Source organism: Pseudomonas artemisiae (genome assembly GCF_057128685.1).
This window is the reverse complement of the sequence record NZ_JBSKHS010000004.1, coordinates 165,852-188,735: the sequence shown is the minus strand read 5'-3', so window position 1 is coordinate 188,735 and position 22,884 is coordinate 165,852. Positions and strand designations below refer to the sequence as shown.

The window sequence follows — 22,884 nt, the reverse complement described above, 5'->3', positions numbered from 1 at the left end:
GTGCTTATTTAGAGCAGGCCTCAGCAAAACGGTGGCAGGGCCGGCCGGTGACACCCACCTCGGCGCTAAATACGCCGCCATCCAGTGCAGTGGCGCCCGACGCTGGCTGGGCCGAGGTCAGGTACAGAGTGGCCAGATCAGGGCCGCCAAACACGCAACTGGTGGGGTGGCTGACCGGCACATCGATACGTCGATCTAGGCTACCGTCCGGTGCGAATCGCAATAGGCACCCGCCACCCCAACGGGCATTCCACAGGTAGCCCTCGCTGTCCATGGCTGAGCCATCCGGCGCGCCGGGGCCATCCACGGCCCACAGCTCACGCTCGCCCAGGTCGCCATCGGGCCGCAAGGGATAGCGGTATAACTGCCCTGCCCGGCTGTCGGCGGTGTAGAGGTAACGGCCATCCGCGCTCCACTCCAAGGTATTGGGAATGCCCAACCCCTCCAGCAGCCGGGTGACCTCAGGGGCGCCCTGGGCACCGCCGGCAGTCAGGCGAAACAGGCTGCCGCTATCGCGTGTGACGGGGATGTCCTCGCCAGCCGGGCCCAGGTTATTTTGCATGGTACCCAGCCAAAGCCGCCCTTGGGCGTCACAGCGGCTTTCGTTGGCACGGTTGCCGGGCACAGGATCCACGTGGCTGAACAAGCGCAGCTGGGGATGGTCTGTGGGAGAGGTCAGATCAAGGCGATAGACACCGCTGGCCAGTGTCACCAGGGCGTCGCTTTGCTCGCTTGGAATAAAAGCCGACACTGGCTCTGCCAGTTGCCAGCGTTCCAGCCTGTGCCCGCTTAAACGGCAAGCTTGGTAACCCGCGATGTCGACGAAATACAAGGCGTGGGTGAAAGCATCCCAGAACGGGCCTTCAGCCAATTTGAAGCGGTGGGTCGTAACGGGGTGCCAGTGCATGGCGCCTCCTTTTTATTGTTGTGTACCCAGCGAACCGAAGTTAGCGGGCTTCAAGCATTAAATAATATTACTATTTAGCTTTCAAGCCCCAAAATTTGCGGTCATGCACGCTAATGATGGCAGTTGCTGTTGAAATTGGTATGACTATATTCAAGAGGCTACCCGCTTGGGTGGCCCCGTTCGATTAATAACAACAAACCCTACGGAGACGCCCCATGAACGCTATTTCACCTCGCGGCCAAGTTGCCAGCCTCGCATTGACGCTCGGCCTTGTCGCCGGAAGTGCCCATGGCGCAGGCCTGACCCAGGAGCACGTGAACTTCGCCAAGCTCGACGACGGCACGCCGGTGGAGCGCTATGTGCTGCGTAACAGCCATGGCATGCAAGCCAGCATCTTGACCTATGGCGCCACCTTGCAGTCGCTGCTGGTGCCTGACAACAAAGGCAACCTGGCCGATGTGGTACTGGGGTTCGATGACCTTAAGGGTTATCAAGCCCATGGGGATGTATATTTCGGCGCCACCATCGGCCGCTTCGGCAACCGCTTGGCCAAAGGGCAGTTCAGCCTGGATGGCAAGCAGTACCAAATACCCGTCAACGACGGCCCCAATGCCCTGCATGGTGGCCTCAAAGGCTTTGACAAGCGTGTGTGGAACGCCAAGCAGACCGACGAAAAAGGCTGGGTGGGCGTAACCCTGACCTACCGCTCGGTGGATGGCGAAATGGGCTTCCCCGGCAACCTGAACGTGGAAGTGCAATACAGCCTCAACGACCAGAACGAACTACGCGTGCGCTACAAGGCCACCACGGACCGCAGCACCGTGCTTAACCTCACCAACCACAGCTACTTCAACCTGGCCGGTGCCGGCGAAGGGGATATCCTCAATCAGGTGGCGACCCTGCATGCCGCCAGCTATACCCCTATCGACGAAACCTTGATTCCTACAGGCGAGCTTGCGCCGGTGGCCGGTACCCCCATGGACTTCACTAAACCCACGGCCTTCGGCAAGCACATACGCGACGACCATGCGCAACTGAAGTTTGCCGAGCCCAAACAGCGCGGCTTCGACTTCAATTGGGTGCTCGACAGCGCAGGCGACCTGAACAAGCTCGCCGCCGAAGTGCTGGACCCGGCATCAGGTCGGCGCTTGCGCCTGTACACCACCGAGCCAGGGGTGCAGCTGTATACCGGGAACTTCCTCACCGGGTTTACCGGCAAGGGCGGCAAGACGTACCCGCACTGGGGCGCGTTCACTCTGGAGACCCAGCACTACCCTGACGCGCCCAACCAACCGAACTTCCCCAGCACGCGCCTTGACCCGGGCAAAATCTACACCCAAACCACGCTGTTCAGCTTCCGCCAGTAATGAGCCCTGGCGCCTCGGCCATTCGTGCGTGCGTACTTGGCTTGCTAGGCCAGCGCGCGGTCACAGCGTCTATCTGCCCGTCGGAAGTCGCCCGCGCGCTTGCGCGGGATGACCCCTCGGGTTGGCGGGTACTGATGGAGCCGGTGCGTGACCAGGCACGGCAATTGGCCAGCGACGGGGTGGTGGTGATCACCCAGGGCTCACGGGAACTGGCGCCAGACGGCCCGTTCGAGGGCCCTATTCGCCTGCGCCGTGGCCCGGGGTTCGCTTCTCAGGATAACGGTTGAAGGCCAAGATTTTCGCACACCCATAGGGCATCCGGCACCGCCGCCCCCGCAGCGGTGTTATCAAAAATGCACCAGGCCGGTACCTTGGCCGCAGCCAGGCGATCTACCACCGATTCAAGCCGCGGCTCATCGTAAGGGGAATAGTAGATCTTCGGCGAGCCGTGCAAGCGCACGTAGACCAGGCCATCCCAGCCAAGGGGACCCTGCTCGCCCAAGGGACTGGGGTCTGCTTCTACCCAGCCAATCTGCAAGGCTTCCAGCAGCTCACCGGCGTGTAACCAGCTGGCATGGCGTGGTTCCAGAGCTACTGGGCCGCAGTAGCATGCTCGCAGGTGCTGAAAGAACGCCAGGGCAGCCGCCGGATCGTAAGCCAGCGAAGGCGGCAATTGCACCAACAGGCAACCCAGTTTCTCACCCAAGGCCATGCACTGGGCTAAAAACGCCTCTAGCGCGGGCGCGCAATCGCGCAGCCGCTGCTCATGGGTGATCTGCTTAGGCACCTTCACTGAAAAGCGGAAGTGCTCAGGCACCGACGCTGCCCAGCGCGCGTAGGTGTCCGGGCGATGGGGCCGATAGAACGAACTGTTGATCTCTACGGCGTTAAAGCGGCTGGCGTAACGCTCCAAATGGCTGCCTTCGGCCTGAAAGCGTGGCCACTGCTCGCGCGGCAGGCTCCAGCCAGCGCACCCAAGGTAGAGATCAGTGAGGGTTGAGGTGGTCATGCTGCTCAGACCGAGCCCATGCCCTTGGCGTTCCGTCGGCATACGTTGAGGGAAACCTGATCGCCCAGTACACTGCGCGGCATCTAAATGCCACTATGGATCCTTTTCATGCGCCTGCCGCTGCTTTTGGTGACCGCGCTTTGTAGCTTTGCGGCCGATGCCTACGCCGACGCCTATAAATGCACCGGTACCGATGGCAAGGTGAGTTTCAGCTTCGTGCCCTGCCCCGTGGCCCATGGCAATACCGAATGGGCCCGCAAGGTGGAGCAGGCGCGCTGGGTCAGTGTGAACCCCGAAGACGCCAAGCCGGAAGTGATCAACAAGCGCGCCACGGACATCCTGCGCGCCAGCTATCGCACCAAGGTGCGTTACACCGTTCATTACCTGCCAGGGGCAGTAGCGCCACCGCCTAAAAAGCCTAAGGTCAAGGTCAAACCCATGCGCTGCCTCAATGAAGCGGGGCGAACCGCCTGTGACAGCCTTGCCCGCCCTTGAAGTCAGATCTCCATCCCCTCCCTAGGCCAAGGCATCTGGCTTTCATTCATGATCGACACCGCGTATCGCTTTCCCAGGCATGGCAGCTACCGCGGCTGCTTGGCCATCACGTTGCTTGCCATGGCGGGCCTGCACCACCAGCTTGGGGATCAAGTCCCCTTCCGGCAGCAACTTCCAGAAGCGAGTGGGCATGTGCCCCTGCATGATGCTCGGATTGACCCGCGCCGGGTTGAAGGTATGGGCGTAATAGGCTTTCCATAGGGCATGGGTGTCATCCCCTCTGCCCCGTGCCAGCTCTCGCCACGCCGGCGGGCAGTGCCGTTCGTAGTGCAGCGTGCCGCCGTCGTAGAACACGCCATCTCGAGGCGTTGCAATCAACCAGCGCTCGCGGCCCATCCGCCCTACGAAATGTACGGCTGCCTGTTCCAGAATATCGTGGGCTGGCTCATGCCAGGCGACGAAGGCCGGGCCCTCAGCGGGTTCAGGCTGCTCCACGAAGCGCAGGAAGGCGTGCAAGTGATGGGCCTCGCGGCTGACCTGCTTCACTCGCCGGTGCAGCTCCGAGCCTAGCGCGTCCCCTGCCAACATGGCGGTTCGGTCACCCTGGCTGACGCGCCATAGCACTTCGTACAACAGGCTCCAGCGTTGCTCCCCCAGGTATTGCGCTGCGCTCTGCAATAGCTCAGGCAGCGCAGCAGGGATTTTCGATCGATACGGCCCCAGGGCTTCCGGCAGGCCATGGGGGCCACTGAACAGGTCTGCTTCACGCTCGCCATTCCAACTGACCTCGCAAGGGTCCACCTGATGGCTGAGCAGCCAGCGTGCCTGCTGTCGCCACTGGCTGAACAGGCCGTCGCAATCCAGGCAAATCACCCCCACAACCCCAGCTGCTGGGGCTGAGGGCGTTCCATCAGGGATTGGCGCAAGGCCAGGCTGCTGGACTCGCCCTGGGGCGGGTGGTAGTCGGCGGTGACCACAAAAGGCCGGGCCTTGGCCAGTACGCAACGCAGCCGCGCAAGGTCTGCATAGCGAATCCGCCGTTGCCGTCGTAGTTCGATGATGCGCTTGGTGGTGCGGATGCCGATACCGGGCACCCGGGCGATCATCGCAGGTTCAGCGCGGTTTAGGTCCAACGGGAACATATCCCGATGTTCCAACGCCCAGGCCAACTTGGGGTCGATGTCCAGGGCCAGGTTGCCCGGGCCGCTGAGCAACTCCCCAGCGGTATAGCCATAGCCACGCAGCAAGAAGTCCGCCTGGTATAGCCGGTGTTCGCGCATCAGCGGCGGCGGCGCCAAGGGCACGCTGTTGGGGCTGTCCGGGATAGGGCTGAAGGCCGAGTAATACACCCGGCGCAGGCGGAAGTTACCGTACAGGGATTCGGCGCTGCGCAAGATGGTGCTGTCATCGGTGGCATCGGCGCCGATGATCATCTGGGTACTTTGCCCGGCTGGGGTGAACGCCGGCGCCTTGGGCTCGCCCGCCACGGCCTGCTGGCCCTGGTGAATGGTGTCCATGGCCTGGTGAATGGTGATCAGTTGTTTTTCCGGCGCCAACGCCTGTAGGCTTTCGCCGGTGGGCAACTCCACGTTCACGCTCAGGCGGTCGGCATAGCGCCCGGCTTCTTCGATCAAGGCCGGGTCTGCGTCCGGGATGGTCTTGAGGTGAATATAGCCCCGGAACTGGTGCTCTTCACGCAAGCTACGGGCCACGCTCACCAGTTGCTCCATGGTGTAGTCGGCCGAGCGAATGATGCCGGAGCTTAGGAACAACCCGCTGATGTAATTGCGACGGTAAAAATCCAGGGTAAGCCGTACCACTTCATCCGGGTTGAACCGCGCTCTTGGCACATTGCTGGAACGGCGGTTCACGCAATACTGGCAGTCGTACAGGCAGAAGTTGGTCAGCAGTATCTTTAACAGGGATACGCAACGGCCATCGGGGGTATAGCTGTGACAAATCCCCATGCCATTGGTGGAGCCCAGGCCGTTCTTGCCTTCAGAGCTGCGCTTGGGCGCGCCGCTGCTGGCGCAGGAGGCGTCATATTTGGCGGCGTCGGCGAGGATGCTTAACTTGTCGATCAACTGCATGGCAGGCCCGGTCACTGGTTTTATGTACAGTAACGGGTATGGGATATGACCTCAAGCACCCTTGGTCGAATGTTGTACAAAAACCGTACGGCTATTGCGAAGCGGCTTGAATTCGCGCCTTGACCAGGTCACAGAGTTGGTCAAGGGACCAGGGCTTGGAGATAAAAGACGCGCTACGAGGAAGGTCCGAGCTGGCTTCGAAGCAATACCCACTGGTGATGATTACCGGGACTTCAGGATTGCGATCACAGATGGTTTTAGCCAAATCCCAGCCATTGAGCACACCAGGTGTTCTAACATCCGTAAGCAACAGGCCTATCTGGGGGCAAGCCTCGAATGCCAGCAGCCCCGCGTCGGCAGTGCTTACCGCCTCCACGCGCATGTCGGCATCCGTCACCACCTCCACCATCAAGGCACGCAGCAGCTCATCATCTTCAACGATGAGCACAAGGGGTCGAGGCTGGAGCGAGGTGAATGTTTGGGTATTCATGAAAGATAGGACCGCTGCATCAACCCTACGATCCTTATCATTTGAAATAAACTTTCCGACCAATTTTATTAATTAGGGCCCAGTATTTTATCGGGCCCACTTGTACAAGGCCGGTATAAGTTAAATCACATACCGTCTTGATGCTCACCGTGCTGGAGGCCCTATTCGCCAGCTTCGCTGGCGCCTACAAGATGATCTGCCCAACCTTCGGGCGCAGTTCACGGGCTTTACTTATGTTCGCGCGCTGCTGGCAACCTGGGTATGACGCAAGGTAGGCAACAGGAATAGAATCGCCAATAGGCAGGCGGCCACCAGCATGACGAAGCCACCGTCCCAACCGAAGTGGTCCACGGTATACCCCATGGCCGCACTAGCGGCTACCGAGCCCCCCAAGTAGCCGAACAGGCCAGTAAAGCCGGCCGCGGTACCGGCAGCCTTCTTAGGGGCCAACTCCAAGGCTTGCAAGCCAACCAGCATTACCGGCCCATAAATCAAGAAGCCAATAGCGAAGAGCGCGGCCATATCGACCCTTGGGTTGCCTGGCGGGTTGAGCCAGTACACCAAGGTAGCCACGGTCACCAGGGCCATAAATACGATGCCGGTCAGGCCGCGATTGCCACGGAAGATTTTGTCGGACATCCAGCCGCACAAAAGCGTACCTGGAATCCCTGCCCATTCGTAAAAGAAATACGCCCAAGAGGTGGTGTCGACGCTGAAGTGCTTGGCTTCTTTCAAATACGTAGGGGCCCAGTCCAGTACCCCATAGCGCAGCAGGTAAACAAAAACGTTGGCCAGGGCGATGTACCACAGCATTTTGTTACGCAGCACGTAGTGCACGAAGATCTGCTTGGCGCTGAATTCCGCTTCGTGGCTCTCGTTGTAGCCTTGGGGGTAGTCGTTCTTATAGGCCTCGATCGGTGGCAGGCCTACCGACTGCGGCGTGTCGCGCATGGTCGCGAACGCGAATACCGCGACCAGCACCGCCACGGCGGCAGGCACGTAGAAGGCAGCATGCCAGTCATTGGTCCAGCCAAGGCCTAGCAGGAACAAAGGGCCGATCAAGCCGCCACCCACGTTATGGGCCACGTTCCAGGTAGACACCACCTGGCCGCGCTCTTGCTGCGACCACCAATGCACCATGGTCCGCCCACTGGGCGGCCAGCCCATGCCCTGGGCCCAGCCGTTGACAAACAGCAACAGGAACATGAGGGTCACGCTGGAGGTAGCCCAATGCGCGAAACCGAACACAAACATTACCGCCGCTGATAGCAGCAACCCAAAGGGCAGAAAGTACCGTGGGTTGGAACGGTCTGACACCAGCCCCATCAGGAACTTGGACAGCCCGTAGGCAATGGCGATGGCGGAAATAGCCACCCCCAACTGCCCCCTCGAATAGCCCTCTTCTTCGATCAGGTAAGGCATGGCCAGAGAAAAATTCTTGCGCAGCAAGTAGTAACCGGCATAGCCAAAGAAGATACCGGCGAAGATCTGCCAGCGTAGGCGGCGGTAGGTGCTATCGATGCGTTCAGCGGGTAGGGGCGCCTGGTGTGCGGCGGGGCGGAAGAAGGCAAACATCGGGGTTCTCCAACTCTTTTTGTTATATGCGAAAGCGAATATTACATTTTCATTACAGAAAGATGTATCCGATTTCATGGCAAAAAGTGTTGCATTTGAACCAATAGACAGGTGGCGATGCACTTGAAAGGCTGAATCGTATAAAGCACAAAACCCGCCGAAGCGGGTTCTTTCAATGCCATCAGCGTCCTGCTGCCGGCCTCCTAGGCCATGGCCGATCATCCATGATCCTGAAACACGTCCTGCGTTTCAGTTGATGGGGTCAGAATACGGTGTTCCCAGGCGCCCGGCGAGAGCCAATCGCTGTGTTGGCGTGTAAGCCATTGGCTATAGGGGAGCGAGGTTATCCTGCAACCTGCCGTCTGGGGCGCGGGTGAACAGCACGCCACACGCATACAACCCTTGACAGGGTAGAACGCTCGTTCTACCTTTGCGCATGACCACATCAAGCGCAGATACCCGCAGTAAGATCCTCGCCACCGCCGAGCGGCTTATTTATGAGCACGGCATTCAGGCCATGAGCATGGACCTTCTGGTCAAGTGCTCAGGCGTGGCGCGTAAAAGCATCTACCGCTACTTCGCCACCAAGGAAGATATCGCCGCCGCCGCCCTGGAGGCCCGGGATGAGCGCTGGATGACGTGGTTCTGCGAGCACACCGAGCGCGCTGCCACGCCACGCCTGAAGATTCTCGAAATGTTCGAAGTGTTGTCGGCCTGGTTCGAGACCGCAGGCTTTCGCGGCTGTGCCTTTATCAATACCTGCGGCGAGGTTGGTGACCCTCAGCACCCGGTGCGTTTAATTAGCAAGGCGCACAAGCTGCGACTGCTGGGTTATGTGCAGGGGTTATGCGAGCAAGCGCAACTCCCCTGCCCCCACGAGGCCGCTCAGCACTTATTGATTCTGCTAGACGGCGCTATCACCGTGGCCAGGGTGGCGGGCGACTTTAGTTCAGCCCGACACGCCAAGGCGATGGCCGTGATCCTGCTGGATCACCCAACCCCTGTTTGCTAACCCACCTGCCCCTACAACCAGCCGGAGGTCCACCATGTCGAGCAATTCCACCCGCCCACCGCTACCACCGTTCACCCAGGCCTCGGCTATTGAAAAGGTCCGCCTGGCCGAAGACGGCTGGAACAGCCGTGACCCGGCCAAGGTAGCGCTGGCCTATACCACCGATACCCGCTGGCGTAACCGTGCGGAATTCGTCACCGGCCGCGAGCAGGCCCAGGCGTTCCTTGAGCGCAAGTGGAACAAGGAACTGGAATACCGGCTGATCAAGGAATTATGGAGCTTCACCGAGAACCGCATTGCCGTGCGTTACGCCTACGAATGGCACGACGACTCGGGCAATTGGTTCCGCTCCTATGGCAATGAAAATTGGGAGTTCGCTGCGGATGGTTTGATGACCAGGCGCTACGCCTGCATCAACGACATGCCCATCAGCGAGGCGGAACGCGCATTTCGCTGGCCCTTGGGGCGTCGCCCGGACGAACACCCTGGCCTCACTGACCTCGGCCTCTAGCACATCCTATCGCCTGGCTGTGTACGCTCTAAGCGGCACAGCTGGGACTCCTTATGGATAACAAACACATTTACTTATATTTCATATAGTTAGTAAATAACACGCCTCATGTCGGCACTTCAGCCGTGTAATTGACTCCGCGTTAGAAAACCCTTCAACACCCCGTGCCTGCGGCCTGCACAATGGCACATTGCCCAGATTTAAGGTTTACCCCTTTAAATACAGGCGTTTCCAGCATCAGCGGGATCCACCAATAAAAATTTGTCAGTAGTAGCATAGGGACAGCAACTTCCTTCGTTTCGCTCGGTCACAGGGTCAGTGCGAGATAGGCACCTGCCATATTTCTCGAAAACGACAAACATTTGACACTTACGTATTGGCAGCGGAACCGACCCGGTGGCCGCGGATCGGCGGTGGATGAAGGAGCGAACGATGATCTTCAACGTTAAAGATTACGGCGCGGTGGGTGATGGTGTTACCGATGACACCGCCGCCATTCAGGCCGCGGTGGATGCAGCTTCCGCGGCAGGCGGCGGTCAGGTCTACGTGCCGACCGGTACCTACATTGTCACCGGCGGCGAAGAGCCTTCCGATGGCTGCATCATGCTCAAGAGCAATGTGTATATGTACGGGGACGGCATGGGCGCTACCACGCTCAAGCTCGCCGACGGCTGGAACGAGGCGGTCACCGGTATCGTACGCTCGGCCTATGCTGAAGAAACCCATGATTTCGGCTTGAGCAACCTCACCATCGACGGTAACCGCGCCAACACCAGCGGGAAGATCGACGGCTGGTTCAATGGCTACGCCCCCGGCCAGGAAGGCCAGGACTCCAACGTGACCCTGGACGGCGTGGAGATCAAAGACTGCGAAGGCTACGGCTTCGACCCGCACGAACAGACCGTAAACATGGTGATCGAAAACTGCGTATCCCATGGCAACGGCCTGGATGGCTTTGTGGCCGACTACCTGATCGACAGTACCTTTAAGAACAACGTGGCCTACGGCAACGATCGCCACGGGTTCAACATCGTCACCAGCACCAACGGCTTTAGCTTGGTAGACAACGTGGCCTATGGCAACAGCGGCGGCGGGATCGTGGTGCAGCGTGGCAGTGAGGACATCCCCTCCCCAACCAACGTCACCATCAGCGGCGGCTCCGTGTATGACAACGCCGCCGAAGGCATTCTGGTGAAAATGTCCAACGACGTAACCGTCACCGGCGTGGACATCCATAACAATGGCAGCGCCGGTATTCGCCTGTACGGCTCCTCGGGCGTGACCGTGGTGGATAACACCTTGACCGCTAATGGCCAGAGCAACCCTGTGCCTGAGATCATCATTCAGTCCTACGATGATACCGCTGGCGTGTCGGGCGATTTCTACGCCGGCAAGGGCAATGTGATCGAAAGCAACACCATCGTCGGTGGCTCTAACTCCACCTACGGCGTGGCCGAGCGCAACGAAGACGGCACCGACGCCAATGCCGTAGTGGGCAACACTATCTCCGGCACCACCAAGGGCAGCACCCTGCTCTACGGCGATGGCAGCTATGTAAACGCCCAGGTACCGCTGCATGAAATCACAGGTACGGCGGGTAATGACACGTTGGTCGGCACCGCGGTGGCGGATCTGATGCTCGGTGGCGCGGGCAAAGATACCCTCAGCGGCGCCGGTGGCGCGGACGTGATTGTCGGCGGTGCCGGTAGCGACAAGCTCACCGGTGGCGACGGCGCGGACACCTTCCGCTTCGACGCGGTGACCGACAGCTACCGCAGCAGCACCACCTCCTACACCGACCTGATCACCGACTTCAACGCCAAGGAAGACAAGATCGACCTGGGCGCACTGGGCTTCTCTGGCCTGGGTAATGGCACCAACGGCACCCTGACCATCGTCTACAACAGCAGCAACGACCGCACCTACATCAAGAGCCTGGACGCAGACACCAGCGGCAACCGCTTCGAACTGGCCCTGGCGGGCAACCTGGTTTCGAGCCTGACCGCCGATAACTTCGTATTCAAATACGTCGTACAAGGCACCGAACAGGGCGATACCCTCACCGGGACCGCGCAGAATGAAACCCTGTACGGCTTGGGCGGCGCCGACACCATCAACGGTGGCGCAGGCAACGATGTGATCTACGGTGGCGCCGGTGCCGATACCCTGAGCGGCGGCGCGGGGGCGGATACCTTCGTGTTCAGCGCGGTCAGCGACAGCTTCCGTAACTACAACGCAGGCGGCGCCAACCAGGGCGACTCGATCCTGGACTTCGACGTGACAACTGACAAGATCGACCTGTCGGCCTTGGGCATCACCGGCTTGGGCAGCGGCAACGACCACACCCTGCAGTTGGTGCTCAACAGCGACGGTACCCGCACGTACCTCAAGAGCCGCGACGCGGACGCAGACGGCAACCGCTTTGAGTTCTCCCTGGCGGGCAACCACATGACCGACTTGACCTCGGCCAACTTCGTGTTCGCCACCCCGGTCACGGGCATCACCCTGCAAGGTACGTCGGGCGTGGACGTGCTCAATGGCACCACTGGCGCCGACACCCTGGTCGGTGGCGCGGGCGCGGACAAACTCACCGGCGGCGACGGGGCGGATACCTTCCGCTTCGACACCATCACCGACAGCTTCCGTACGGCGACCACCAGCTCTGACGACCTGATCTTCGACTTCAATGCCGCCGAAGACAAACTGGACGTGTCCGCGCTGGGCTTCACCGGCCTGGGCGATGGCCATGCCAATACCCTGACCCTGGTGTACAACGCCACCGCGGACCGCACCTACGTCAAAGATCTGGACGCCGATGCCAACGGCAATCGCTTCGAAGTCGCGCTCAGCGGTAATCACACCACCGACCTGACCGCCGCGAACTTCGTATTCGCCAGCACCACTCCGGCCAGCACCACTGCCCCGGACACCACCGCTCACTCGGATGTAGGCACTACGCCTGAAGTGGTCGTTTTGGGTACCACCGACCCAGAGCACCACGCCACCACGGCCTAAGGCCAGGCCCCGCCTTCGCGCGGGGCTTCTTCTGTTGTGCCAGGGGCCGTCAGCGCGCGGCTCCGTTGGCCGCCCCCTCCAGCCACTTGGCCAGGTCCTGGGTTTCCGTGAGGCTGATCGAGTGCCCTACGCCTGGGTACGCATGGAACACAGGGTTTACCCCGGCGTTAAGCAACGCATTACGCGCGTCGGTGGCTTCCTGATAAGTCAGCACCGGGTCTGCGGTGCCGTGGCCGATAAATACCGCAAGCGAATCAAACCCATTCAAGCCCGGCAGTGTTGCGCGCAAGCCCGCCGTGAGCTTGCCACTCAGGGCTGCGATACCTGCCACGGCCTGTGGATAGCGCAGGGCAAGCTCATAACTCATCATCGCCCCCTGGCTGAATCCCACCAGGTAAATCCGGTTCGGCGCCACGTGGTATTTGTCACCCGCCTTGGCCACGAAGGTGCGCAGGCGCGTCAGGCTGCGGCTAACTTCATCTTGCACGCCCTCATAAGGGCCGTTACCCGGGGTTTTACTGAACCACTGATAGCGGCCCTCGCCCAGCGGCATGGGGGCCTGTACCGACAGGTAGGTGTAGGCAGCGGGAAGGCTATGGCGAAGCGCGAACAGATCGTCTTCATTGGCGCCATAGCCGTGCAGGAAAATCACCAGCGGCTTGGCGGTAACCTCGGGTGCTACTTGGGCCAGGTAATTAAGGCCCAGGTCATTTTGCAGCGCGGGCTGGGCCTGGGCAAAGGTTGCGATCAGAGGCAGCAGTAAAGCGGCTAGCCACTTCATAGGGCGGAGGCTCCTTGGGGCGAATGGGTGCCGCCCAGGGTATCACTCCCGTCCGATCAAGGCCTTGCCGCGTATCAATACCGCCAGATCACATCCACGAAGGCCCGGTGCATGTAACTGTCCACCTGGCTGCCGTAAGCATCGCCCGGCTTGAACACGCCACCGCGCAAACGCACCAGCGCGGAAGGCTCGTCGATGGCTTGGCTCAGCGACGCAGGCAGCAGGCCTTGCTTGAAATAGCGCGTCATCACCAGGTCGACCTCCTGACCCAGGTCTTTTTCGCCATCGCGCAGCGGCAAGCTGCTGCTCGACAGCAATGCGTTGGTTACGCTGTCGTAGTCGTTGTCCACCGCCGCCACGCCGCGGCTGGTAATGCCCTTGTCGCCATCTACCCGCCAGAAGCGGTGGTAGATCAGGCTGGCGTCGTAGTCCTCGCGAAGGCTCCAGGAGCCAAACAAGGTGGCGCTTTGCAGGTTGTTCATGTCACCCCGGAACGCTTCACCGAAGCGATGAACTCGGGTGTTGACCCCAGTGAAGGTAGAACGGTTGCTCTCCAGGCCATTTTGCTGGTAGTCGCCGCTGGCGCGGGTATAAGCCGCGCCCACTTGCCAGCTTGGGTCCAGGCGCAAGCGCACGCCCAGGTCGGTGGCCCAACCGCTGACGTGATCATTCGTGGACGCTTCACTGGGCAGGTTGCCGTTGCTGTCGAGGCTGTTGACCGTGTCACGGTTACCTTTAAGGCCCGTCAGGCTCGCCCAATAATTGAGCGTGTTGGTATTGCCACGGGCACGGTAGGCGTCGCTGCTGGCCTCAATGCCAAACCAGGTCAAGTCGCCGTTCTGGGTTTTGGCCAGAGGATCGCGGCCCTGCCCCTGCACCGGATAATCCAGGCTGCCGTTATCCCGGCTGTGATGGGCACGCAGCCCGATCCACTGGCCGGGGTTCCACTGCCAGGCGGCGTCACCGAACAGGTGCAGGCGGTCTTTGTCCGTGGGCGACAGTTCGCTCAGGTCGGTGCGGTAGTCGCTGAAGCGCTCAGCGGTACCCAGGTTAGCCTTGAGCAGGGTGGTATCGAAGGTCCAGGCCAAGGCTTCGATATTGGTGTCGCGCCACTGCCCGTCGTCGTTACGCAGGCGCTGACGGCCGAGCTTGAGTTGTTCGCCCGGGTAAGGCGTAAGGCCTCGATAGCCCACCCAGAACTCACGCATGGCCAGGTAGCTTTTCTTAGGCTCGCGGTCGCTGTTGCTGATCTGGGCGTCTTCACTGGTGTTTTGCTGCAGGGTATCGGTTTCGATGATGTCGGTGGCCGTGACCGCCTGCCCCATGGCGTAGGCGCTCCAGGCGCCACGCTGGAAGTAGGCCCATGGGCGCAGATCAAGGCCTAGGCCATTGACGTCACCACCGGAGGCGGTACCCAGGTCACGGTCCCCCTCGGACTGTGCAGTGGCTTTGATTTCCAAGCCAAACTGGCTGCCCTCGGGCTGCGCTGCCGTAGCGGGCAGCAGCCATGCCAGGGAACATCCAACGCCGACGCCGGCCGTGACCCAGTGCTTCATGTTCGTTCCTTTCAGTAAGGCAGATAATGCCGGGTGCAGGCCCGGTCTTCGAGGCGGCGGCGATAATAGCTTTCGGCCAACGCGGTGAATAGTCCCTGATGCATGCCGTTCAACCCCTCGCGGGTGAACATTTGAAGCCCAGGCACTCAGAGCATTACACCCGGCTTTTCGAAGGATGCGCCATGACCGATGTCACCTCACCCAGCCATAGCAGCATTTGGGCCTGGCCCCTGGCCGAGTTTCGAGACGCGCTGGCCGGCCAGGCTCCGGTTCCCAGCTGTGGGGCCACCGCCGCGGTATGCGGCAACTTGGGGTTGGCCTTGGTCACCATGGCCGTGGCCAAGAGCCAGGCCCGGTACCCTTCAGCGCCGCTGGCTGGCTTGCTGAACCAGGCTCAGGCCCTGATGCCTCGGCTGGCCGCACATGCGGACGCGGACATGCGCGCCTTTGGGCGTTTTATCGAGGACCTGCCCCATACCGAGCCTGAAGACGCCCAGCGCCAGGCAGACGTAACGCGCATGACCGAAGGCGCGCGGCGCGCCGCCGAAGATGCGCAGCAGGCACTGGAACTGTCGGTGGCCGCCGCGCCCCTGGCTACGCAAGGGCTACGGTGTGACGTATTGGCCGGTGGCCAGATGATTCACGCCAGCGTACAGGCGCTGTTGCTCAATCTGGCTGAAGACCTGCCCTTGCTCACCGATAAGCCCACCGCGCAGGGGTTCGAGGCGGCGCGCGCAGGGTTGGCCCAACGTGCGCAGATCGCATTGGAGACATTGCGCAGCATGCAGGAGTAAGCGCTGGGAAAGCGGTTAGTCAGGTTAGGATTTACGGCTCAAATCAGGGGCAAGTAGGCAGGCAGGCACTGTTTGGCGCCGCCTGCCTATGATCGCCGAGGGCACTACAGCGTAGAAATATCAGGGTCGTAGGCGCCATCCATCAAAATAAACACAATACGGGCCATTTCTTCGGTGCGGTTGCTCCAGGCATGATTGGTGCCGCGCTGCACTACTACATCTCCCGGCCTGATCAGGGTTTCGCCTTCATCCATTATCAGCCACAGCTCGCCCTGTACCAGAATGCCGTAGTCCAGGGTTTGCGTGCGATGCATCAGGTTGTGGCGCTGGGTGTCGCGCGGTGTACCCCCATGGCCTACGTCCTTGAAGGCCTGCTCGATATCACCTTCCTTGGCTTGGTTCTGGATGCTGTCGGGCGGAATATCCACCACCCTTATACGGCTGCCACCTTTTTCAGGTGCAAGGCTCAGCGGCTTGCCTTCGGTAGGGTCTGGCTCGTTACCCAAGGTGACGGGCAAACCTTTGGTGCTCCACACCTCCTGAAACCACATGCCTGGGATGATCGGAATGGGAAACTGCGAAGGTACCGGCCCTTCGCTGGAGATGATCGCCTTGCCGGTGCCATCGTGACCGGTGACAACCCGTTTGATTGGTGCGAGTCGCTGCATGGTACCTCCTTTGAAAACGAAACCGTAGCATAGCGACGCCGCCCAGGCCTGCCGACCCTAGGGCGGTATCAGAATATGACCAAATCTACTCAAGCCCTACCCTAACGCCACGTGTTCCGGGATAGCTGCCGTACCTAACGCCACCACCTCTGGCACAGCCTCGTTCGCCCCTTCGGCCGCCAGATGAGCGCCCACGTGGGAGCTGGCGAAGATAAACTGCGCATCGTGCAGGGCCTGCTTGAAATCCCCGACCAGGGCCAGTTCAAAGCGGTGGCCGTTGTCATCGTAGTCATAGCTTTTCAGATAAGTCTTTGTACCGGCCTCGTTAACGTGTACGGCCAGGGTGCCGCGATGACCATTGCCCAGGCCGGTAAAGCCCAGTTGGGCCAGGTCGATACGATCTTCGCTGGGGTCGAAGCCATGGATGGTATCGCTGGCGCCTTTGCTGGCGGTGCGGTAGCTGTCGTCCAGGGCTACAAAGCGGAAAACGTCGGCGCCCGCCCCACCCCGGAGCGTGTCGCGCCCAGCGTTGCCTTGCAGCACGTCATCGCCGCCAAAACCGTATAGCTGTTCGCTGGCAGAAGTGCCTTGGATCAGGTCGTTATTGGCTGAACCGGAAACGACATAGCCTTTGCCGCTACCAAAGGTGGTGTCCAGGCTGCCGTCGGGGTTAAGGCGTACCACACCGATGTCATTATCGTCCACCACGCTGTCGCCCGCGACCAGGATTTTGCCATCCTTCAGCAAGGTGACCGAGCGCGCCGAATCATAGCTGCCCTGGGTATCGATGGAGGCTACCCCGCCCTGTCCAAAACTTTTATCGTAACTGCCATTGGCGTTGAGCCGGACCACTTGGAAGTCTGCATAGCCTTCATTACTGCCAGCCAGTACGATTTTGCCGTCCGCTTGCACGCTCAGGTCGCCTCGGTAATCAGACAGCACAGTGTTGCCAAACACCACGTGCCCGCCCGCGCCAAAGCTCTTGTCCAGCGAGCCGTCGGCGTTCACCCGGGTCACACCGTAGTGGTAGCCGCTGCCTGAGTCGAAGTCCCCTGCCAACAAGAATTGCCCGGTGGCCAGTTCGGTCGCGTGCACTTCACCGTTGAAGCTCAGGCCACTGGCCAGATGGGCAACGCCCTGGGTGCCGAAAGACGTATCCAGCGTGCCATCAGCCCTGAGCTGTACCAGCACCGCGCCTTCATCCCCGCGGCTAAAGAGGATGGTGCCATCGGCATTGACCCGGATGTCCGCGTCGCGGCTGCCGACACCTAGCGCAATGCTTGCCCGGGCATTGGCATTGAACAGCGCGTCGGGGTTGCCGTCGGCGTCCAACCGAGTCAGGCGGAACGTCCATTCGCCGTTCACGTACGCAGGCGATTGCACCAGCACGGCGCCATCGGGTTGTACGGTCAGGCTGTAGCCTTCATCGATAGACACCTCGGCGCTGATCACCTGGCGGCCGTCGGTACCAAAGCTGCGGTCGAGGCTGCCGTCCGCGTTCAAACGCACCACGCTATAGTCGTAATCGGTCTCGTAGACACCACCATAAAAACTGAACCCGCCCACCAGAATCTTTCCATCCGGCCGCACGCTGATGCTCTGATTGGTGTCGGTGAACCCGGCCACGTCGATGACGACGCTGCCGGGCGCGTTACGGGTAACGAAACTGGCGGTTTCGACAGGGTTGTAGGGGGTCATGGAGCGTCCTTGATGTATGAAGCATGGGTTCGGAGCACTGACACTAGCGGGTTTTGGCAGCCCCGCAAGTGGCGTGTTCAGGGCTCCGACGTCGCGCCCATAAACCGGCCACGGCGCCCGCTTGCGCCCAGGCCATCCACGGCTCGGTTCGCACCGGTTTGGCTAGCCTGTACGGCACATCAATGTAGTGCTGACTTGGTCAGTTGCTCTGCCGCGCGAAAATAGCGGAGGCTGCGGGGGGTGATAAGCCGCAACAGCAACCCCTTACGCGTGTTCGCCGCACGGTTGTGGCAGGTGCCTGAGCCAGGCCAGGGTATCGTCGAAGGCCATGGGGCGGCTGAACAGGTAGCCCTGAACCAGGGTGCAGCCCAGGCAGGTAAGCGCGGCCATCTCCTGCTCGGTCTCCACCCCTTCGATCACGCATTCCAGGCCCATGTCCTGTGTCAGCGCCACAAGGGATTTGACGATCTTGTAACTGGCCGGGTTGCGGTGTATTTCAATGACGAAGCTGCGGTCAATCTTGAGCTTGGTCAGCGCCAGGGCATGCAACTGGCTCAGGCTGGAATAGCCGGTGCCGAAGTCGTCCAAAGAGATGCCGCAACCTAATTGGCGGAACTGGGCGATGGCCTGGTGCATCTGGCCCATGTCCTGGACGATGGCGGTTTCGGTGATTTCTAGATCCAGCCGGTCGGGGGGAAACCCGGTATTGCGGATTACCTCAACGATCTGCCCCACGCTTTCATTAGAAGCGCAGTCATGTACCGAGAGGTTGAAGGACAAGCGCACACTCGGCGGCCATTGGCTGGCCTGCAGCAGGGCCTTGCGCAGTAACGGCAAGGTCAGGCGAGTGATCCAGCCGCTGCGCTCGGCCACGGGAATGAACAACCCTGGGGACACCGCGCCCAGCTCTGGGCTGTTCCATCGGGCCAGGGCTTCGAAGGCCACTGTTACATGGGTAGAGGCGTCGACGATGGGCTGGAATTGCAGGTAGAACTCACGCTCCAGGTCCGCCCGGCGCAACGCCTGCTCGGTCATGGCGTCCTGGTGCAGCTGCTGATGGTGGGCGGCGGAGAATAGGCAAGGCTCTCCGGGGTTCTGGCGTTTGCCTTGGTAGAGGGCGTAGTCGGCATATTCGAACAGCTGGGCGGCGCTGCCTTGGGTATGTGGGTACATCACCACGCCTAGGGTAGCGCCCACTTGAATCGGCCCCGCGGCCAATACAAATTCTGCGCGAAGCTGCTGGCACAGTTGGCGGCTTAAGGCATACACCTGCTCGGCATCCAGATTACCGGTGAGAATGACCGCGAACTCATCGCCGCCCAACCGGGCGATATGGGTCGTCTCACTGGTATTCAGCGATAACCGCTGGGCCACCAGGGTCAAAAGCTTGTCCCCTACCCCGTGGCCGTACAGGTCGTTCACCGGTTTGAAACCATCCAAATCAATAATGCCCACGGCCAGGCGGGTTCCCTGAGCATGGGCCCGCTCCAGAGCCTGCTCCAAATTGCTGAAGAACTGCCGGCGATTGGGCAGGCCTGTCAGGCTGTCCTGGTTAGCCAGGCGCAGGTTTTCATCGCTTAGTCGTTCGGTTTGCGCCTGCACGTTGATCAAGCGGGTAAAGGTACGGTAGTTGTTCTGCAACACCACCAGCATGGCGATGGATACCAGCAGGATATTGATCGCCGTGGCGATAAAGGTCGGGTTCTGGGTTGAGGCGAAAAACACCACGAAGGCGACATCCACTACGGCAGTAGTGATGAGCGCCGCTGGCAGCAAATGCATCATGCAGAAGATGCAGACAATGACCGTAATGGCCATAAAGAACGCCACATGGGCTTGAGCGTAGGCGCTGCCGTAGGGATACAGGGCCAAGGACCAGGCGGTAAAACCAATGGCGATAAAAATCACCAGGCGGTTGGTTCGGGTAAGCATGGCATGAATCACAGCCTCGTCTGGCAGGCGGCCCGCGAATCGCCACCACATCAGCGCACGGCCGGCGGACACGATGGACAGCACCAGGGGTACACCCAGGGTCAGCCAGGCTGGCGCGCTGGCCATATGGGTGATTGCCAGTGCCCAAGTGTTCACCAGCAGTACCAGGTACATCATCGGCAGCTGGCCAGAGAGCGCGGTGAATTGCGCCCGCAGCAGGCGCGGGTTGTCGCTGGGCACCGATACCAGGCTGGCAAGTTTGCCCAGCAGGAGTCTAGTCATCGCGATATATCTCGAGCGCGCGCCCCGCGTGGGGCTGGCGGTTGATTCGAATGCGGCTTGGGTGTCTTACCCATGTGATCGCGTATCGGCCTGGCTCGAGGTTTTCTTGAGGCAAAGATTATGGCTTGACGAGGGTAGGCCCGCCCGACGCGGGCCTGGCATTGCCATCAGTGTGCCGTGAGCGCTGCGCCGGTGGCCGGCGCATTGTGCTCGGCGGTCAAGTTATAGAAGGTGACTCGCCCACCCTCGGTGGCATAGCCGGTGTTGTCCTGGGTATACACACCCGCTTTGAAATACAGGTCCTTGGTTTTCCAGGCCGGGTCCAGTTCCCGGCTCCACTGAGTGTTGGCGGCGTTGACCACCAGGCTGCCATTGGGGTTGAGGTGAATGCTGTAGCTGAACTGCGCCGCCAAGGGTACGCCAGAGGTTATCTGGATGACCGTGGGCTCGTCCTGGTCTGGGGTGGGCCTGAGCTTGGCGACGATATTGCCCAGCTTGGTCTTTTCTTTGTACTGATACTCCAACTTCAGTAAGGGCTCATTGCTACCGAACTGATGAATCTGCCCGATCACCACCTTTCCAGTGGAGGGCACCTGATTGACCATCAATGTAGCCCGCAGCAAGTTGTCGGCATCGGGGTACTTCCAGTTGTGTACCCGGCCGTCGGGGTAGGTTTCTCGCAGTTCGGATCGGGGAAACTTCGCGCTCTTGGTTACCGAACCGGTCACCGGCGCCCAAAAGAACAACGTGCCGGATTCGGCATGGAAGTACGGGTCTTTGTAGCCTCCGGCCAAGGCCGGGGTATCAACGATGATCGCCGGGCTGCCAACCGGTACGCTTAAGTTCCAGACAGTTAAATCCACCATGGAAAGTCACCTGCTGAGGTATCCATCGAATAGTCCTGGGCGCACGACCCCGGCAGCTGCCAGGGTGGGCGTTAACTATTGGAATAGATCAAGTTCGCGCAAGGGGTAGAAGCCGCCGAAACCGCTGGTCTGGTTGTGCTAACCCATTGAAATAAAACTCCTAATTGCCGACCGTTAGTCGGCACCTGCCTCTCCCGTTGGGCTTCGCCGGCAAGCGGAACGCTCTAGGCAGGCCATCAGGGAACTCCCGCCGAAGGTGCCGCCCTAAGGCACACATCCGCGAACCCGCACCTTTTGACACACGTTAAGGATTCAAGCGTTCATGTCTGCAAGTATTACTCCGGCTGCCAGTACCCCTACAGGGCAGCGGACATCAGCGCGACGGCTGATTTTCATTTCTGTATTAGTGGCGACCATGGGCGCCCTCGCCTTTGGCTACGACACAGGGATTATCGCCGGCGCCCTGCCCTTTATGACCTTGCCCATCGATCAAGGTGGGCTAGGGCTCAATGCAGTCAGCGAGGGGTTGGTCACCGCGTCCTTGGTCGTAGGCGCAGCCTTTGGCTCCTTAGCCAGTGGCTATGTGTCTGACCGTTTCGGTCGACGGCTGACCCTGCGAATACTGTCGGTGCTATTTATCGCGGGCGCCTTGGGTACGGCTACCGCGCCATCGGTACCCTTTATGATTGCCGCGCGGTTTCTGCTGGGCATCGCGGTCGGCGGCGGCTCGGCCACCGTGCCGGTGTTTATCGCCGAAATCGCCGGGCCGTCGCGCCGCGCCCGCTTGGTGAGCCGTAACGAGCTGATGATCGTCAGCGGCCAATTATTGGCGTACGTGTTAAGTGCGGTCATGGCAGCCTTGCTGCACACCCCAGGCATCTGGCGCTATATGTTGGCCATTGCCATGGTGCCGGGCGTGCTCTTGCTGATCGGCACCTTCTTCGTTCCACCCTCGCCGCGTTGGCTGGCCGCCAAGGGTCGCCTCAACGAGGCCGAAGCGGTACTGGAGCAACTGCGCGACACCCAGGCCGAGGCTCATCGTGAGCTGGAGGAGATGAGGGCTCAGGCCAAACAGGCGCATACTCGCCCACCCATTGGTGAGCTGTTGCGCCAACGCTGGGTGATCAAATTGTTGTTCATCGGTATTGGCTTGGGCTTTACCGCGCAGCTGACCGGGGTCAACGCCTTTATGTACTACACCCCGATCATCCTTAAGACCACCGGCATGGGCACCAATGCAGCCCTCACCGCCACCATCGGCAACGGGGTGGTGTCGGTGATCGCAACCTTGCTGGGCATTTGGGCGATCGGCCGCTACGGCCGGCGGCACTTGCTGATGATCGGCCTGGTGATGGTCATTCTGATGCAAGCAGCCTTGGGCTGCGTACTGATGTTCATGCCCCAGAACCTGGCTCAAAGTTATACGGCACTGGGTTGCATCCTGGTGTTTCTACTCTTTATGCAGATGTGCGTATCGCCGGTGTACTGGTTGTTGATGGCTGAATTGTTCCCCATGCAAGTGCGCCGGCTGCTCACTGGCGCGGCGGTGTCCATGCAATGGCTGTTCAACGCCTCGGTAGCGTTCAGCTTTCCAATTGCCATCGATGCTCTGGGCAATCCAACGTTCTTTGTGTTTGCCGCTATCAACATTGGCTCGCTGGGCTTCGTCTACCTTTGTTTACCGGAAACTAAAGGCAAGTCATTGGAACAGATTGAAAAGCACTTGAAGAAAGAGCTGTAAGTCCTTGAAATTCGCTCACCGGTCTGGCCCTAGCCCGGTGAACGAATGCCTAATTTGGTTTCTAGGTTATTGCAGCAAGCGACTGATATTTCTAT

19 protein-coding genes and 1 pseudogene are annotated in these 22,884 nt (G+C 60.4%); 8 read left to right on the top strand and 12 right to left on the bottom strand.

What is annotated here, in order from left to right; translation table 11 throughout:
• Positions 1-4: 4 nt before the first annotated feature.
• Positions 5-907, bottom strand: coding sequence for an SMP-30/gluconolactonase/LRE family protein (locus tag ACWKV4_RS07025; protein ID WP_483831351.1), 903 nt, complete (start codon positions 905-907; stop codon positions 5-7).
• A gap of 215 nt (positions 908-1,122) precedes the next feature.
• Between ACWKV4_RS07025 and ACWKV4_RS07020 the strand changes: the two genes are divergently transcribed.
• Together ACWKV4_RS07020 and ACWKV4_RS07015 are read left to right on the top strand one after the other, a co-directional pair.
• Positions 1,123-2,274 (top strand): aldose epimerase family protein, encoded by a 1,152-nt coding sequence (locus ACWKV4_RS07020; protein WP_483831350.1) that lies wholly within the window; start codon positions 1,123-1,125, stop codon positions 2,272-2,274.
• Positions 2,274-2,561 carry a DUF3253 domain-containing protein gene (locus ACWKV4_RS07015; RefSeq protein ID WP_483831349.1) on the top strand — a complete coding sequence of 96 codons (288 nt, stop codon included), beginning with the start codon at positions 2,274-2,276 and terminating at the stop codon, positions 2,559-2,561. Before ACWKV4_RS07020 ends, ACWKV4_RS07015 begins: the two co-directional genes overlap by 1 nt.
• Here the strand turns inward: ACWKV4_RS07015 and ACWKV4_RS07010 are convergent.
• Entirely contained in the window at positions 2,546-3,283 is a 738-nt protein-coding gene (locus ACWKV4_RS07010) for a DUF72 domain-containing protein (protein ID WP_483831348.1), read from the bottom strand. The two genes, ACWKV4_RS07015 and ACWKV4_RS07010, sit on opposite strands and share 16 nt — an antisense overlap.
• Positions 3,284-3,391: 108 nt before the next feature.
• Here ACWKV4_RS07010 and ACWKV4_RS07005 point away from each other — a divergent pair, with 108 nt between their 5' ends.
• Entirely contained in the window at positions 3,392-3,778 is a 387-nt protein-coding gene (locus tag ACWKV4_RS07005) for a DUF4124 domain-containing protein (protein WP_483831347.1), read from the top strand.
• Between the two features lie 42 nt (positions 3,779-3,820).
• On the opposite strand, the gene ACWKV4_RS07000 is transcribed toward ACWKV4_RS07005, so the two are convergent.
• From ACWKV4_RS07000 to glpT, 4 genes are all read right to left on the bottom strand, one after another.
• Entirely contained in the window at positions 3,821-4,651 is an 831-nt protein-coding gene (locus ACWKV4_RS07000) for a TIGR03915 family putative DNA repair protein (RefSeq protein ID WP_483831469.1), read from the bottom strand.
• Entirely contained in the window at positions 4,648-5,868 is a 1,221-nt protein-coding gene (locus ACWKV4_RS06995) for a putative DNA modification/repair radical SAM protein (protein ID WP_483831346.1), read from the bottom strand. The genes ACWKV4_RS07000 and ACWKV4_RS06995 overlap by 4 nt, the downstream gene beginning before the upstream one ends.
• 91 nt (positions 5,869-5,959) lie before the next feature.
• Positions 5,960-6,358 (bottom strand): response regulator, encoded by a 399-nt coding sequence (locus tag ACWKV4_RS06990; protein WP_483831345.1) that lies wholly within the window; start codon positions 6,356-6,358, stop codon positions 5,960-5,962.
• A 231-nt stretch (positions 6,359-6,589) separates the two neighbouring features.
• The gene (glpT, locus tag ACWKV4_RS06985) at positions 6,590-7,933 is read right to left on the bottom strand and encodes a glycerol-3-phosphate transporter (RefSeq protein ID WP_483831344.1); all 1,344 of its coding nucleotides are present in this window, start codon (positions 7,931-7,933) and stop codon (positions 6,590-6,592) included.
• A gap of 436 nt (positions 7,934-8,369) precedes the next feature.
• On the opposite strand from glpT, the gene ACWKV4_RS06980 reads away from it, so the two are divergent.
• From ACWKV4_RS06980 to ACWKV4_RS06970, 3 genes and pseudogenes are all read left to right on the top strand, one after another.
• Entirely contained in the window at positions 8,370-8,945 is a 576-nt protein-coding gene (locus ACWKV4_RS06980) for a TetR/AcrR family transcriptional regulator (RefSeq protein ID WP_483831343.1), read from the top strand.
• Between the two features lie 34 nt (positions 8,946-8,979).
• On the top strand, positions 8,980-9,456 hold the full coding sequence (locus tag ACWKV4_RS06975) for a nuclear transport factor 2 family protein (RefSeq protein ID WP_483831342.1): 477 nt from the start codon (positions 8,980-8,982) through the stop codon (positions 9,454-9,456).
• A 432-nt stretch (positions 9,457-9,888) separates the two neighbouring features.
• Positions 9,889-12,348 (top strand): annotated as a pseudogene (locus ACWKV4_RS06970) (glycosyl hydrolase family 28-related protein); the annotation flags it as partial.
• A 172-nt stretch (positions 12,349-12,520) separates the two neighbouring features.
• Here ACWKV4_RS06970 and ACWKV4_RS06965 read toward each other — a convergent pair.
• Entirely contained in the window at positions 12,521-13,252 is a 732-nt protein-coding gene (locus tag ACWKV4_RS06965; protein WP_483831341.1) for an alpha/beta hydrolase, read from the bottom strand.
• A 74-nt stretch (positions 13,253-13,326) separates the two neighbouring features.
• A complete protein-coding gene (locus ACWKV4_RS06960) occupies positions 13,327-14,808 on the bottom strand; it encodes an alginate export family protein (RefSeq protein ID WP_483831340.1) in 1,482 nt (493 codons plus the stop codon).
• Positions 14,809-14,990: 182 nt separating this feature from the next.
• On the opposite strand from ACWKV4_RS06960, the gene ACWKV4_RS06955 reads away from it, so the two are divergent.
• Positions 14,991-15,602 carry a cyclodeaminase/cyclohydrolase family protein gene (locus ACWKV4_RS06955; RefSeq protein WP_483831339.1) on the top strand — a complete coding sequence of 204 codons (612 nt, stop codon included), beginning with the start codon at positions 14,991-14,993 and terminating at the stop codon, positions 15,600-15,602.
• Between the two features lie 104 nt (positions 15,603-15,706).
• Here the strand turns inward: ACWKV4_RS06955 and ACWKV4_RS06950 are convergent, their stop codons facing one another.
• From ACWKV4_RS06950 to ACWKV4_RS06935, 4 genes are all read right to left on the bottom strand, one after another.
• Complete coding sequence (locus ACWKV4_RS06950) at positions 15,707-16,270, bottom strand: cupin domain-containing protein (protein ID WP_483831338.1); 564 nt, start codon at positions 16,268-16,270, stop codon at positions 15,707-15,709.
• Between the two features lie 96 nt (positions 16,271-16,366).
• Entirely contained in the window at positions 16,367-17,968 is a 1,602-nt protein-coding gene (locus ACWKV4_RS06945; protein WP_483831337.1) for a calcium-binding protein, read from the bottom strand.
• Positions 17,969-18,232: 264 nt separating this feature from the next.
• A complete protein-coding gene (locus tag ACWKV4_RS06940; RefSeq protein ID WP_483831336.1) occupies positions 18,233-20,182 on the bottom strand; it encodes a putative bifunctional diguanylate cyclase/phosphodiesterase in 1,950 nt (649 codons plus the stop codon).
• A gap of 167 nt (positions 20,183-20,349) precedes the next feature.
• A complete protein-coding gene (locus ACWKV4_RS06935) occupies positions 20,350-21,048 on the bottom strand; it encodes a polysaccharide lyase family 7 protein (protein WP_483831335.1) in 699 nt (232 codons plus the stop codon).
• 322 nt (positions 21,049-21,370) lie between these two features.
• Here ACWKV4_RS06935 and ACWKV4_RS06930 point away from each other — a divergent pair, with 322 nt between their 5' ends.
• Positions 21,371-22,789: a sugar porter family MFS transporter gene (locus ACWKV4_RS06930; RefSeq protein WP_483831334.1), complete on the top strand. Its 1,419-nt coding sequence runs from the start codon at positions 21,371-21,373 to the stop codon at positions 22,787-22,789.
• Positions 22,790-22,884 lie beyond the last annotated feature (95 nt).

Bases quoted from the DNA above. Each gene is read 5' to 3' on its own strand.
- ACWKV4_RS06965 (WP_483831341.1), bottom strand. From the start codon at position 13,252: ATGAAGTGGCTAGCCGCTTTACTGCTGCCTCTGATCGCAACCTTTGCC.
- ACWKV4_RS07015 (WP_483831349.1), top strand. From the start codon at position 2,274: ATGAGCCCTGGCGCCTCGGCCATTCGTGCGTGCGTACTTGGCTTGCTA.
- glpT (WP_483831344.1), bottom strand. From the start codon at position 7,933: ATGTTTGCCTTCTTCCGCCCCGCCGCACACCAGGCGCCCCTACCCGCT.
- ACWKV4_RS06990 (WP_483831345.1), bottom strand. From the start codon at position 6,358: ATGAATACCCAAACATTCACCTCGCTCCAGCCTCGACCCCTTGTGCTC.
- ACWKV4_RS06960 (WP_483831340.1), bottom strand. From the start codon at position 14,808: ATGAAGCACTGGGTCACGGCCGGCGTCGGCGTTGGATGTTCCCTGGCA.
- ACWKV4_RS07010 (WP_483831348.1), bottom strand. From the start codon at position 3,283: ATGACCACCTCAACCCTCACTGATCTCTACCTTGGGTGCGCTGGCTGG.
- ACWKV4_RS07005 (WP_483831347.1), top strand. From the start codon at position 3,392: ATGCGCCTGCCGCTGCTTTTGGTGACCGCGCTTTGTAGCTTTGCGGCC.
- ACWKV4_RS06975 (WP_483831342.1), top strand. From the start codon at position 8,980: ATGTCGAGCAATTCCACCCGCCCACCGCTACCACCGTTCACCCAGGCC.
- ACWKV4_RS06940 (WP_483831336.1), bottom strand. From the start codon at position 20,182: ATGACTAGACTCCTGCTGGGCAAACTTGCCAGCCTGGTATCGGTGCCC.
- ACWKV4_RS06950 (WP_483831338.1), bottom strand. From the start codon at position 16,270: ATGCAGCGACTCGCACCAATCAAACGGGTTGTCACCGGTCACGATGGC.
- ACWKV4_RS06945 (WP_483831337.1), bottom strand. From the start codon at position 17,968: ATGACCCCCTACAACCCTGTCGAAACCGCCAGTTTCGTTACCCGTAAC.
- ACWKV4_RS06930 (WP_483831334.1), top strand. From the start codon at position 21,371: ATGTCTGCAAGTATTACTCCGGCTGCCAGTACCCCTACAGGGCAGCGG.
- ACWKV4_RS07025 (WP_483831351.1), bottom strand. From the start codon at position 907: ATGCACTGGCACCCCGTTACGACCCACCGCTTCAAATTGGCTGAAGGC.
- ACWKV4_RS06955 (WP_483831339.1), top strand. From the start codon at position 14,991: ATGACCGATGTCACCTCACCCAGCCATAGCAGCATTTGGGCCTGGCCC.
- ACWKV4_RS06935 (WP_483831335.1), bottom strand. From the start codon at position 21,048: ATGGTGGATTTAACTGTCTGGAACTTAAGCGTACCGGTTGGCAGCCCG.
- ACWKV4_RS06980 (WP_483831343.1), top strand. From the start codon at position 8,370: ATGACCACATCAAGCGCAGATACCCGCAGTAAGATCCTCGCCACCGCC.
- ACWKV4_RS07020 (WP_483831350.1), top strand. From the start codon at position 1,123: ATGAACGCTATTTCACCTCGCGGCCAAGTTGCCAGCCTCGCATTGACG.
- ACWKV4_RS06995 (WP_483831346.1), bottom strand. From the start codon at position 5,868: ATGCAGTTGATCGACAAGTTAAGCATCCTCGCCGACGCCGCCAAATAT.